We start from the raw sequence: 13,446 nt of genomic DNA, 5'->3' as shown, positions 1-13,446 counted from the left end.
ATCGTTTTACATCACACCTACGATATACACTTCATTCTTGGACTTAGTAGCCAGAAGTACGCCGTTTAAAATAAACAACGGGGCTTTAACTATTCTTAAGGTTATAGAATGAAAAACAATACTATAGTTCCAACTACATACATCCCTTTAGAAAAATTTCATATAGTACCTGTAACTGGTTTAACACCAGAAAGCTTAAAATACTCAGCTAAAAAAACTATCAGAGACAGAGAAAAAATATCTCATACCACAAAGCTTAATATACTAGCGAAAAGCCTCGGTATTAAGGGGGGGTTTGCTAACTACGAAAAAGAGTTTGAAGACAAGCTTAAACCATTTATGGCAAAGCATAGCCTGCACAAACGAGCTAATTTACTTGAGCATAAATACCGTGGAATGCAATTAGGCTACACGCAATTTACCCACCAGCAAGTATCTGAAAGACTGTTTTACACAAAAGGGCAGATGCCGAGCAAGTTATTTACTGGCCACGACTTCGATTTTTCAGGTGTTTTAGCCTGGGATATGCATGATCTTTATGAAGTATTAGCTAAAGATAAATATTGGGAAAATATTTTTATTCAAAAGCTGCATATTAAGCTCTTTTGTGATGATAGCTTTGAACTTGATAAATATATTGAGGCTATGAAGGAACACTATTTTGTAGACCTTAATGAAGAGCGCTTTAAGAAATTATTATCTTTAGATCTTAATGCAAAAATTCCTCTTACTAAGAGACGAGCAGAAAACCTTCGTTCTATCTTTGACCTTGCAGATGATACTTCAAGTATAGTTTTCAGCCAAACCTCTGAATATAAAGAAGTGATGGTGAGTATTTCAGATTTAATCATTATCAGTAATCAATTTGAAGTAAATGGTTGCTACAACTTACTTGGTAACAACCTTACAAACTTCTACGAGCATGGTTTCGGTTCAGATGTTGAGGTCTATTATGAAAATAGCATGTCTTCGGATGAATCTGAGACATATATAAAGTCAGCGCAATTTATACAGAAATTATTAAATCAAAGGTTTCAGCAATCAAGCAAGGGGTGGGTACATGTCATTCCTTATAACGACAATCTTATATTTTTGTCTGATGATAATGGTAACTATGACTTAGTAATTAAAAACCAAAGAGATAAGGTTTTTTCACATCAAATATATGGCGATTACCTAAAACGAGCTGATATACCAAGTTTTGTTGAAGACTACCGTTTTAAGCGTTGGGAGTACTTTAACTATAAAGGTAATCGTGAATTAGATAGCCACTTAGCTGAACAGCATTACTATGGCAATGGTGGTTTGACGGAAAATTACCCAGGGCAGCATGTAATACTTCAGAATTATTATGAAGCTTCTGGTGATTATATTACTGAAAGCCACGGCTCGAATAAGCGCCTACATGGCTTTAAAAAGATTAAGCTAGCCGAAAAAGAGCTAATGGTTTCAGAGCTTATAACCATAGATGAACTAAATGATTTTTTACATAAAAACCATGAATATTTTGCTACCAGAAAAGGCGACTCATTACTCCCATTAAATAGTGAGGCTGATAAAAATTTAGCCGCAACATGTACTTTTTATGATGTGCTGGCTTATATTAGCTGGGCAGAAAAAGAAACAAACGTACCACTAAGATTACTAGCATACGACGAGTACTTAACTGTTAGGGATAACGACTTAGGGACAAATGCCAGCTTTAAAAGCGGTGGCTATATGACCTTTTATACACCTAACGGCAAGCAATACCCAAATCATCCACCTTATATGAGTCAGAGTGACTTTGATGCATTAACACTACGCTTTCCTGAAAGTTTATCTAATTTTGAAAAGAACGGGTTAAAATTTATAGACTCGAACTTTTTTGCTGAATGGTTGTTGGAAGGCGTAAGTATTCGTTCAGCAAGTTTAACCTCTTTTTATGGTGACGCTCATGTAATAAGAGCATCAGGTCCGCGAGATTGTACTGGCAAATATAAAGGAGTAAAAACCGGCTTTAGACTTTGCTATGAATTAAGCCAGTAGGCTTTATTAAAGCTACCCCGCTATGGGGTAGCATTTTAAGCTGCTGTATTTATAGTGTCCCTTTTCCCAATTTTTTCACTTATCCATTCTTCAACTTCACTTTCTACCCAGGCTACAGAGTTACCACCTAGCTCAACTTTCATTGGAAATCCACCAGCACTCATAAAGCGGTAAACAGTTGAGCGGCTTAAGCCTGTGATATGTAAAACTTCTTTTAATTTGATTAAACGCATGGGATTTCTCCGGTTAGGTTATTAGTACATATCCTTTCCGGGGGTAGTAATTTTTTACTGAGGCGAAACAAAAACGTTAAACATATACATCACTATTTTGCATAAACCATTAAGAGGGCATAACAATGCAAAATAACAAGTCACTATACGAATTTGATCACCCTGTAAGTGATGAACAAATACTTGAAGCAGCGGCTTACATAATCGCTCAAAAGCAAATCAATCAAGGGTTTAAAGCGCTACTATAGGGAGTGAAAAGTTTTAGGCTTAAATATTAATAAATTGGCAAATGTACTTTTAAGCCCATTGGCTCATTGGTACTCAAATAACGCGTTTTCCCATTCTTGAATGATTATTTGGCGCTTCATCTGATCATCTATCACTAATATTTCTATGCCAAGGGGGACGGGGCGAAGCTGACCTTCTGATATATCAAGTAAATGTTTTTGTTTTACACGTACTTCATTGTTAATTGGTTCAAAGTTAGTAAAATTAGCCATGTCTGTTTGTCCTTGTACAGACACTAAATAATCAATAAACAGCTGTGCGCCAATAACATTTTTTGCGTGTTTAGGAATTATGGCGCTGCGCATAATAACCGAGGTGTAGTCTTTAGGTTGCACTACAATAATATTAGGGTGCTGCGCCGCCCAGGTGCGCGCATAAGAGCTTAATATGTTATAGCCAACAGTGAGCTCACCCGTTGAAAGGGCCTTGAGTATGTCGGCGCTGCGTCTAAATACACGCGTACTGTGATAGCCAAACGATTCAAGCATTCGGCCATAGCTGGAGCTTTGCTCGCGGTCATGAGCCCACAGCAAATAGCCTATACCCACTTGAGTAATATCGTAAATGCCAATTCGGCCTTTAATTTTGTCACTGCGCCTACGTATGAGTTCAAGTAATTCGTTGCGGCTACTTGGTGCGACCTCTTCACCTAAAAATTCTTTATTAAATGCAATTACCGCGGTTTCATAAGTAAAGCCAAACACTTCATTGCGCCATTTAGCCCATGCGGGGAGTTTATTTGTTTGCTCAGAGCTGTAAGGCTGTGCGTAGCCATCGTTAACTAGCTTTACTTGCAAATTCATTGCTGAACTTAATAAAACGTCGGGCGGGTTATTAACGTCGGCTAAAAATTCGCTATACACTTCGAAGGTACTCAGCTCATAATAATCAACTTGTACAAATGGGTACTTTTTTTGAAAGGCCGATAAAAAAGGGGCAATTTCCATTTTATCGGCGCCGCCATATATTTTTAGTACTGACTTGTTTTCGCTTTGTGCAGGAAATACTAAAGGAGTTTTTGCAGCAACGAATGGCGAGCCTACAAAGCACGTAAAAACAACGGCAATATAAATCAGCGATAAAAATTTCAATGTTCGTCCTCTGTTAGCATGAGCGGAAAGTTTATTTCAAAAATAAGCCCTGACGGGGTGTTATCAAGCAGCTTAATCTCTGCTTTATGATGTTCTGCCACCTCCTTTGCAATACTTAATCCCAAACCACTGCCAGCACGTGGGTCGCCTTTACTTTTGTAAAAGCGTTCAAACACATGTTGTTTTTGCGCATCGGGTACACCTACACCTTGATCAGCCACACATAAACGGGCTATGTAACCACTATCTGTACTATGAAGCTCGGTAGACACATTTACTTCTTTATTTTGCGGGCTAAATTTAATCGCGTTTTCTAAAATGTTGCGTAGCATTTGGCTAAGTGCAAACGAATCGCCACTAATCATTAAGTTATCATCACCCTGATATGTGATGATCACGCCACGTTGAATCGCCGATACCGCAACATCTCTACACACAGACTTTACCAGCTCCGGCAACGAAAGCGTTATTAATGGCTGGCTATGAAAACGATGCGCAAGGGTTGCTTGGTTTAACAGTTGGGTCACGGTGCTGTCGAGTAAATCTGTTGAGTATAAAACACGATTTAACTGCTCTGTTCTTATTTTTTCATCGCTTTCTTCAATGGCATTTTGCGCTTGGCTTTTAAGGCCTGCAAGGGGCGTTCTTATTTGATGGGCCACTTCGCCGGTAAAGCGTTTTAAATGATTAAGCGAGACTTCTAATTGTGATATAAAATGGTTAATGGTTGACACTAAATCGGCCATTTCTTTAGGAACTGACATGTCAATCGGGCGTAAGTCAGTAGGAGAACGTTTGCGTATTTTTTTATTTATACTGTAAATAGGGCGCAAAATTTGATTCACTCCCAGCAATATAAGCACTATTGCGATTGCGAAAGTCAAAATAACCATTTGTATAACATTTAAATTCATTTCATAGGCGAGCTGATCGCGCGCTTGGGTTGTTTGGCCTATTAAAATATTTACATCGAACGATTCACCCACTTCATAAAGCTTATCTGAGAGTAAAATAAAGCGATAGTTTTCGCCTTTGTAATCACCTTCCCAAAATTGTATCAGTAGGTTATCTCGCGGGTCATACTCTGTACGTTGCCACTGAGTGTTGGCTTTTTGCAAAATGTGTTGGTATAAGCCTTTGTAGCCGGTTAAGTGCTCCCCTTGATTTTGCGTTATTTGATACACCAATCTGTCATTTGAGGCCATCGAAAGAGTTTCGAATGTAGCGCTGGGTAAATCAACAATAATTTCGTGGTAATCAATGTGGGTATTTTCAAATATTTGTAAAGCAGCACTGGCAAGTAGCCTATCGTATGAAATTTGGGCGGCGTTTTTACTGTAATTATTAGCCATAAAATAGGTAATAAGTGTGATTATAACCATTAGAGTAATGGTTATTGTAAGTAGCTGTCGGCGAATAGAGGGGAGGGTTTTGCTATTCATTACACTGTGCTAAAAGGTAGCCTAAACCGCGCAGTGTTTTTATATCGACACTGCTATTTACCAGCTTTTTACGAAGCCTTGCTACGTAGGTTTCTATGGCGTTAGGGCTAGGTGAGTCGTCAAACGAATATAAGTGATCGAGTAACTCATCTTTATTAAGCACTTTACCTTGATGAGTTAAAAATATTTCGAGTAATCTAAATTCGCGTTGTTTTAAATCAATAAGTTCTTTAGCAATAGTGACCGTGCATGATTTTCGGTCAAAATCGAGGTTGCCATAACTAATAATGTCTTTACCAAGGCCTTGGTTACGCCTAAGTAGGGCGCGGCAACGGGCTTCTAATTCGCCAAAATCAAAGGGTTTAGTGAGGTAATCGTCGGCGCCTAAGTCGAGTAATTCTATACGGTGCTCTACTTGAGCGCGTGCCGTTAAAATTAATACAGGCGTATTTGATGAGCGAGCCCTGAGCTTTTTTAATATTTGCTCACCGTTTAAATTGGGCAAGTTTAAATCAAGTAAAATAAGGTCGTACTCATGGCGTTTTAACAGCGAATTAGCCACATCACCACTGGTTACAAGGTCTATACCTTGGCCCATTTTGGTGAAGCGTTGGCAAATTGCTTCTCCTAACACTTCGTCGTCTTCAACTGCTAAAATTCTCATTAAGCACACCCGCAAAGTCGCAATTAAAAAATATAATTTTAAGTTGTGCAAGACACTAAACAATTACTGCAACGTTTACAATACGCAAATGCCTTCGTTTATAGCAAGATAAGCTATAGTTTTAATTTAATAGCTAAAAAATACAATTGCCTAATATGTAATTATCTTGTGACAGGTTTGTGACAGGTTTGCCGTGTAAATTGCAACATGAATAAACTGATACACACTACACACAACTATAAATTTAATTAAACAAGGTAGCGGAGACAACTATGGCTCAACGGTTCTCTAAAATATTTGCAGTAACAGGCGCAGTATTAACTTGTGTTTCTATTCCTTCGTATGCTTCTTTTAATGGGCTTACAGAGCAAGACGAATTTAATATTAAGCTAAGGTCAATTTACTTTGACCGCGATTACGATAACGACGCCAGCGATGACTCAACGTTTGCACAAGGCATAGAGCTCAATTATCAATCGGGCTATTTTAATGACTTAATTAGCATGGGTGTCTCTACTTATACGGTACTTAATTACAACTCAACCGGCAGCGCACAAAACAATATTTTACCCGCAGGGGATGAAAAAGGCGGCGTTGACGATAGTTTTTCTAAATTTGGTCAATATTTTATCGACGTTAAACTTGGCGACAATGGCCATGTAAAAATAGGCGGGCAAAAAACCAAAAGCATGTTGTTAAAAAGCTCAGGTAGTCGCGCAATTCCCAATACTTTTAGAGGCGTATTTGGTGACTACACGTTTGGGAATACCAAAGTATATGGTTACGCCTACGATAAATGGAGCCGCCGCCACGACGACAAGTGGGAAGATTTTTCTACCGACCAGTCAGATAACGGCGCAATTAGTGTTATTTGGGGTGTGGGCGCAAGCTACAAAAAAGATGCGCTAAAAATAGACGCAGAGTATTTAAATTCTCATGACTACTTATCAAAGCTTGGGCTTAAAGGCAGTTACGCTATTAAGCTCGATCAAAGTAAGTTAACCCTTTCAAGTGGCGTGTTTACCTCACAAGACGATGGCGATTTATTTGTAACCGGCGCAGAGGGTGGCGATTTAGATGATGAAGATGCACTCGATGCGGTTTCAGGCGTTACTAAAAGTGAAAACGATGGTTTTGCCTATTACCTAGATGCCAATTGGAAAAAAGATATTTGGACACTAGGCGCCGCATTTACCAAAGTGAACGATGCTTGGATTGAAGATAACTTTAGTGGCGATCACGGTACTAACCCATTTCCCACGCGCTCATTGATTGGTGCCGATTTAACAAACCAAAATGAGTCAACTTGGCAGGCTCGCTTAGGTGTTGACCTAAAAGCGGTGGCACCGGGTTTAACCACAAAATTTTATTACACCAGCGGCAGCGATGCAGAAAATTCAAGCTTAGGTAAAGCAGGTGGCACAGCCGATGAAAAATACTGGGCTATTGATACACGCTACAAAGTAGCGGCTGTAAAAGGCTTAAGCCTACGATGGTTATTTTTAGATTACACCACAGATGAAACCGGCAGTGTTGATGGTGTAAAAGGAGACAGAGCAGATCACCGTGTATATGTGGATTACACCATTAAGTTTTAAACGCCCCTTCGATTGGCTTTTAACGCGCAGCATGAAAATGCTGCGCGTTTTTTAATGTTTAAAAGTTATTTTTTAATCAATTTTTATTTCGTGACAGGTTAGTGACAGTTTGGCTCCTTACTCTTAAAAAACGGGCAACGTTTTGATAACGACGTTACTTGTTTTTAATTGCATTGAAAGGGCGAAACGATGAACTCAACACACGCTACACCTCAGTTAAAACCTACGCCGAGAGCCATTCACTTTCGTGCAAATAGCCACCAAACAGCCACGGCTGCTAGTGCAACAAGTAATACTAATTTTGCCCCTCAATCTTTGCAAAGTAAGCAAGAGCAAGTGCAAGAGTGCGTGGTTATTTTAAGTAATAACTAACCCGTTACTGCTCATTTAAATTGATTTAGAAGCTGGATTATTATGACTATTCAAAAAAAAATACCTTGTGTCATTATGCGCGGCGGAACGTCTCGCGGGACTTATTTTTTAGCCAACGATTTACCGAGAGAGTGGGATAAACGCAAAGAAATTTTAACTGCAGCAATGGGCTCAGGCGACCCGCTGCAAGTAAATGGCGTTGGTGGAGGAAACTCACTAACCAGTAAAGCGGCCATTATTTCACGCTCAACCGACCCCGATGCAGACATTGATTACTTATTTGCGCAAGTTGCCATTGAGCAAAATGAAGTCGATATAACCCCTTCGTGTGGCAATATCTTATCTGGTGCAGCACCACTGGCAATTGAATACGGACTGGTTACTGCAAACGACGGTGAAACAACGGTACGGGTTAAAAATGTAAATACCAATACCCTGATTGAAGTTGTGGTACAAACGCCTAACGGCTTTGTTGAGTACGAAGGCGATGCCACCATTGATGGCGTACCGGGCTCTGGGGCGCCTATTTTACTTAAGTTTTTTGATGTGTGTGGCACTAAAACAGGTGAATTACTGCCTACTGGCTCTGTACGCGATACCTTTGATGGCGTAGAGGTAAGTTGTGTAGATGCTGCCATGCCAATGGTACTAATACCTGCACCATCACTGGGTGTAAAAGGCTCTGAAACTAAACAAGAGCTTGATGCAAATACAGAGTTACTGCAAAAAATAGAAAGCATTCGCCTGCAGGCGTCACTAAAAATGGGCCTTGGCGATGCAACCGGAAAAGTCATTCCTAAAGTCGGCTTACTGTCGGTGCCGCAATTTGGCGGTACGATAACTTCGCGCTACTTTGTGCCGCAAAATTGCCATACCAGCCATTCTGTTACAGGAGCAATTTGCGTGAGTGTTAGTTGCATGTTGCCAGGCAGTGTGGCGTCCGACTTAATTACCCCACAAAGCTCAGAGCAGCAAAATATAGTGGTTGAACACCCCAGCGGTAAAATAGATTTACTACTTGAGGGGCGCTTTGAAAACGACACGCTAGATATAAAATCGGCGGGGTTAATGCGCACCGCCAGAATGTTATTTAAAGGTGAAGTACACATACCTGCAAAAGTATGGGATGAAAGCAAAATAGCTTAACTTATACCAATGGGCAAAATAGCTCACTTAATTAAGCGAATTGGTGTTAAGCCTTAGTAAACCAACCGAAAATGCGATAGCAGATTGTCTGTTATCGCTTTTTTTATGCTTTAAATAAATAAAAATAAATTTATTTTTATTTAAAAACAATATCTTATAAATAATTTTAAATTAATGGATAGTTTGGCATCGATGACAGGTAGATGACAGTTTCGGCTATTAGTCTAGCTGTTGTTAACTTCTTTTAACGAAATTCTTTCATCTACGTAATAGATGCAATGGCGTTATTAGGACCTATTTAAATAATTGCAGCGAATAACAGAGGTCAAATTATGAAGATTAAATTAAGTACTTTTGCACCTAATCGACTAAAAGCAATGCTTGTTGTGTTAGCAGCAAGCACTTGTATCAGCTCAGCTTATGCAAACAATAACGACGAAGTAAGCTTTGATGGTGAGCGAGTAGAGTGGGTTGTGCCTTTTAAAGAAGGTGGCGGCTCTGACACATGGGCACGTTTTTTTGGTCCGCGTTTTTCTCAGCATTTAAATGGTAAACCTGTGGTTGTGGTTAAAAACATTCCAGGTGGTGGCTCTACCAAAGGCGCTAACCGCTTTGAGCGCCGCGCTACAGCAAATGGCTTAAATGTATTTAGTACTTCTGCCTCTACACAAATCCCTTACTTACTTGGCGACTCACGCGTTAGATACGAAGTAAAACGTTGGAACGTAATTATGGCCACACCGACTGGTGCGGTGGTATATGTGCGCCCAGAGCTGGGTATTAAAAACGCATCAGAGCTTGCCAAATTGCAGGGTCAAAAACTTAAATTTGGTAGCCAACGCGCCGCCTCAATGGACTTGGTTGGGTTATTAGCTTTCGATATGCTTGATTTAGACATTCACGCCATTTTTGGTATGAAAGGCCGTGGCAGCGCGCGTTTATCGTTTGAGCGTGGCGAGGTGGATATCGACTTCCAAACTACGTCTGCCTACTTAAAAAAAGTACAGCCGCTAGTTGATGAAGGTAAAGCGATTCCGCTTATGTCGTTTGGCGTACTTAATAAAGAAGGCAAAATTGTACGCGACCCAACGTTTCCTGACTTACCACACGTAGGCGAAGTATACGAAATGATCCATGGTAAAAAGCCAACAGGCGTTGAATACAACGTATGGAAAACCTTTTTTGTAGCCGGTTTTGCCGCGCAAAAAGGACTGTTTTTACCTAAAGGCACCCCTGATGACGTTATTGCAGAGTGGCGCAATGCAGCACAGCGCGTCATTGATCAAGACAACTTTAAAAAAGAGTCTGAATTAGTACTTGGCCAATACCCACAACTTGTAAACGAAGATGCAGTAAACACACTGAGCTCAGCACTGACAATTTCTGAAACTGACAAACAATGGGTAAGAAATTACCTAACCGAAAACTACAACGCGCGTTTTTAAAAACCCATGTTGATTTGTTATACACACAGTGGCTCGCATTTAGTGAGCCACTTTTTTAATCTAAGGAGAGCAGTATGTTAGATGCATTTTTAATTGCGCTACAAACTATTCTTACCCCCACACACTTAATGTATTTATGCGGCGGCGTTTTTTTAGGCTTGCTGATTGGTATTTTTCCGGGTTTAGGCGGTATAGCGGGTTTATCGTTATTATTGCCATTTTTATATGGTATGGACCCAATTTCAGCGCTTGCGATGCTTATTGGCTTAGTTGCTGTTATTCCAACCTCTGACACCTTCACCTCTGTATTAATGGGTATTCCGGGTTCCAGTGGCTCACAAGCCACAGTGCTTGACGGCTTCCCACTGTCTAAAAAGGGTCAAGCAGCGCGTGCGCTTTCAGCAGCGTTTGCTTCGTCATTATTTGGTGGTCTTTTTGGCGCGATTATTTTAACGCTGTTTGTACTGATTGCCCGCCCTGTTATTTTAGCGTTTGGCTCGGCCGAATTATTTATGCTTACTTTGCTAGGTTTAAGCATGGTGGGTGTATTGGCCGGTAACAGCCTGGTAAAAGGCTTAAGCGCATGTGGCTTAGGTTTATGTTTAGGCTCACTTGGCGGTGCTCCTGCAACCGGTGAATACCGCATGGTATTTGATAACGGTTACCTTATGGATGGTATTCCGTTAGTGGTTGTTGGTTTAGGTATATTTGCATTACCAGAAATTATCGATTTACTGCGTCAAAACCGCTCTATTTCAGAAGCTTCTGAGCTGGGTAGTGGATGGTTTGAAGGCGTCAAAGATGTTGTTAAAAACAAATGGCTAGCCACGCGCTGTGCTGCCATTGGCTGTGTTGTTGGCGCACTACCTGGCCTAGGTGGCAGCGTAGTTGATTGGATCTCTTATGGTCATGCGGTGCAAACCTCTAAAGACACCGAAAACTTTGGTAAAGGCGACATACGCGGTGTTATTGCCCCTGAATCATCGAATAATGCCAAAGAAGGCGGTGGCTTAATTCCGACCTTATTATTTGGTATTCCAGGTTCTGGCAGCATGGCTGTATTTTTAGGTGGTATGGTTTTAATTGGCTTAGAGCCAGGCCCTGCGATGATCACCACTGACCTTGATGTTACTTACACCATTGTATGGTCACTGGCACTTGCTAATGTAATTGGCGCGGGCGCGTGTTTACTAATTTCTAAATGGGTAGCAAAGGTAACGACTATTCCTTACACGCTCATGGCACCATTTATGGTTATGGTGATCTTTTTTGCGGCGTTTCAGGCAACCCGTGATTTAGGTGATTTAGTCGCACTTATTGGTATTGGTATTTTAGGCGTATTAATGAAGCGCTTTGGATGGCCACGACCAGCATTTTTAATTGGTTTTGTACTGGCAAGCGGCATGGAAACTTACCTTTATCAAGCTATTCAGTTTGACGGCATAGAGTTTTTATTAAAACCGGGTGTGATGATTATTGGTGCATTAACCGCGCTTTCTATTTTCTTTGCAGCACGCCACTCTATTAAAGCTGCTAAAAAAGAAAAAGCCAATAAAAACACGGCTAATGCTGAGATAAGACCAACGAACCTTAAACCACAAATCGCATTTTCTGGCTTTATTTGTTTAGTGTTTGCGTACGGTTTGTATGACTCATTCCAACGCTCATTCTTAGGTGGAGTATTTCCTGCCGTAGTGTGCTCGTTCATGTTAATACTTTCTGCAGTTGTGCTTATAAAGCTTTTACTTAATAAAGTAGACGATGCTGTAAATTACGATAATGAGGTCTCTGCGGGGTATGTGAACGACTCAAGCGTGACTGGCCTTTGGCATTATGTATTTTGGCTGTGTGGCTTATTAGCTGGGTGTTTTTTACTGGGCTATGTGATTTCGATAGCGTTGTTTTTCATAATATTTTTACTTGTAAAAGCACGTATTTCGATTGCAAGAACATTAACACTGACAGTGTGCGCGTTAGCATTTTTACTCACTTTATCGCACTTTATGGTATTAGATTTACCAAGCGGTTACCTACAAGAAGTGGCAAGCTTTACGCAGCTGTAAACGCCGCCGTGCTGAGCAAAGCAAGTAGCGCTTAGCACGGTTTACATTCGCTCTAAAAGGCACTGGCTTAAGAAGGATATAATTATGATTTCACCTAAGCTTATTTTAATGCCGCTTTCTACAAGTGGGCATGTAACAGAGCGCTTAAAAGGGGGCTTAGCCGTTGCTAAGTATTTTAATGCGCACCTTGATGTTTATCACACGCACTTAGACCCAAAACGCTTTTTGCCAACAGGGCAGCTTGGCTTACCAACTAAATTGGTAAAAGAGTTAGACTCTGTAGCAGGGCGCTTTGCAACAACCGAATCGGCAAATTTAAAAACCGAATTTGTTAGTTTATGTGCCCAGCAGCAAGTTAAATACACTGACGACAGCGCAGAGCATCCCACGCACCCAAGCGCTTCATGGCATATTAATATAGGTGTGCGCAGCGAAATAATTGCAGAGCAAGGCAAAGTTGCTGATTTAATTATTATTCCGCAGTCTAAAAGTGGTAAATCAACCTCGACCTTTGAGGCATCGGTAATGCGAAGTGGTAAACCTATATTACTGGTACCACGGCAAATGACCCACTTTGATATAAAAACAGTGGTGATTGGCTGGAACGCTAGTACCGAGGTATCGCGTGTGCTCACTTACAGTTTACCGCTATTAAAACAGGCTAAAAAGGTTGTTATTTGCACCAGTGCAAGTAGCGCCGATAAAATGCCAAACGGCCATGAAGTGGTTAAATATTTAGCCCAGCACGATATTAAAAGTGAGTTTGTAACATTTAATAATGGCAGGCAATCGACTGCTAAAGCGTTTATGTCGGTAGCGCAAATGCATAATGCTGATTTAGTGGTGATGGGCGCATTTACTCACAGGCGAATCCATGAGCAAATTTTTGGTGGTATGACTAACTACATGCTTGCAAACACCACACTTCCAATATTTATGGCGCGTTAGTACTTTAAATTGATTAATTAAGTTTTACCCAAAAGCCGATATTTACGTTCAATATCGGCTTTTTTATTTTTAGTGACTCTAAAGCTTATTTAGCTTTTGGGAAAAGTAATGTTAGTGCGCAAATAAAA

12 protein-coding genes are annotated in these 13,446 nt (G+C 40.5%); 8 read left to right on the top strand and 4 right to left on the bottom strand.

Features of this window, described 5'->3' with window-relative positions:
• Positions 1 to 108 precede the first annotated feature (108 nt).
• Positions 109 to 2,028 (top strand): hypothetical protein, encoded by a 1,920-nt coding sequence (locus tag AN391_RS12425; protein ID WP_055015692.1) that lies wholly within the window; start codon positions 109 to 111, stop codon positions 2,026 to 2,028.
• A gap of 35 nt (positions 2,029 to 2,063) precedes the next feature.
• Here AN391_RS12425 and AN391_RS12420 read toward each other — a convergent pair whose 3' ends face one another.
• A complete protein-coding gene (locus tag AN391_RS12420; RefSeq protein ID WP_055015691.1) occupies positions 2,064 to 2,261 on the bottom strand; it encodes an AlpA family transcriptional regulator in 198 nt (65 codons plus the stop codon).
• 125 nt (positions 2,262 to 2,386) lie between these two features.
• Between AN391_RS12420 and AN391_RS20895 the strand changes: the two genes are divergently transcribed.
• Positions 2,387 to 2,509, top strand: a complete 123-nt coding sequence (locus AN391_RS20895) for a hypothetical protein (protein WP_268795575.1) — start codon at positions 2,387 to 2,389, stop codon at positions 2,507 to 2,509.
• Positions 2,510 to 2,572: 63 nt separating this feature from the next.
• Here the strand turns inward: AN391_RS20895 and AN391_RS12415 are convergent, their stop codons facing one another.
• The 3 genes from AN391_RS12415 to AN391_RS12405 are packed head-to-tail and all read right to left on the bottom strand — an operon-like array spanning position 2,573 to position 5,746.
• Complete coding sequence (locus AN391_RS12415) at positions 2,573 to 3,640, bottom strand: ABC transporter substrate-binding protein (RefSeq protein ID WP_055015690.1); 1,068 nt, start codon at positions 3,638 to 3,640, stop codon at positions 2,573 to 2,575.
• Entirely contained in the window at positions 3,637 to 5,082 is a 1,446-nt protein-coding gene (locus AN391_RS12410; RefSeq protein ID WP_055015689.1) for a sensor histidine kinase, read from the bottom strand. Before AN391_RS12410 ends, AN391_RS12415 begins: the two co-directional genes overlap by 4 nt.
• Positions 5,075 to 5,746, bottom strand: a complete 672-nt coding sequence (locus AN391_RS12405; RefSeq protein ID WP_055015688.1) for a response regulator transcription factor — start codon at positions 5,744 to 5,746, stop codon at positions 5,075 to 5,077. Before AN391_RS12405 ends, AN391_RS12410 begins: the two co-directional genes overlap by 8 nt.
• Before the next feature lie 272 nt (positions 5,747 to 6,018).
• Between AN391_RS12405 and AN391_RS12400 the strand changes: the two genes are divergently transcribed.
• The 6 genes from AN391_RS12400 (at position 6,019) to AN391_RS12375 (ending at position 13,318) form a co-directional block, all read left to right on the top strand.
• The gene (locus tag AN391_RS12400) at positions 6,019 to 7,344 is read left to right on the top strand and encodes an OprD family outer membrane porin (protein WP_055015687.1); all 1,326 of its coding nucleotides are present in this window, start codon (positions 6,019 to 6,021) and stop codon (positions 7,342 to 7,344) included.
• A gap of 189 nt (positions 7,345 to 7,533) precedes the next feature.
• Positions 7,534 to 7,716 carry a hypothetical protein gene (locus tag AN391_RS12395; protein ID WP_024032566.1) on the top strand — a complete coding sequence of 61 codons (183 nt, stop codon included), beginning with the start codon at positions 7,534 to 7,536 and terminating at the stop codon, positions 7,714 to 7,716.
• Between the two features lie 42 nt (positions 7,717 to 7,758).
• Entirely contained in the window at positions 7,759 to 8,862 is a 1,104-nt protein-coding gene (locus AN391_RS12390; protein WP_055015686.1) for a 4-oxalomesaconate tautomerase, read from the top strand.
• A 332-nt stretch (positions 8,863 to 9,194) separates the two neighbouring features.
• A complete protein-coding gene (locus tag AN391_RS12385; protein WP_055015685.1) occupies positions 9,195 to 10,307 on the top strand; it encodes a tripartite tricarboxylate transporter substrate binding protein in 1,113 nt (370 codons plus the stop codon).
• Between the two features lie 74 nt (positions 10,308 to 10,381).
• Positions 10,382 to 12,370, top strand: a complete 1,989-nt coding sequence (locus AN391_RS12380; protein WP_055015684.1) for a tripartite tricarboxylate transporter permease — start codon at positions 10,382 to 10,384, stop codon at positions 12,368 to 12,370.
• A gap of 84 nt (positions 12,371 to 12,454) precedes the next feature.
• Positions 12,455 to 13,318, top strand: a complete 864-nt coding sequence (locus AN391_RS12375; RefSeq protein ID WP_055015683.1) for a universal stress protein — start codon at positions 12,455 to 12,457, stop codon at positions 13,316 to 13,318.
• The last annotated feature ends 128 nt before the right edge of the window (positions 13,319 to 13,446 follow it).

The organism is Pseudoalteromonas sp. P1-13-1a (assembly GCF_001401875.1).
In the GTDB taxonomy this organism is placed as follows: Bacteria; Pseudomonadota; Gammaproteobacteria; order Enterobacterales; family Alteromonadaceae; genus Pseudoalteromonas.
The sequence above is the reverse complement of the archived record's forward strand: the minus strand, read 5'-3'. Positions and strand labels throughout refer to the sequence as shown.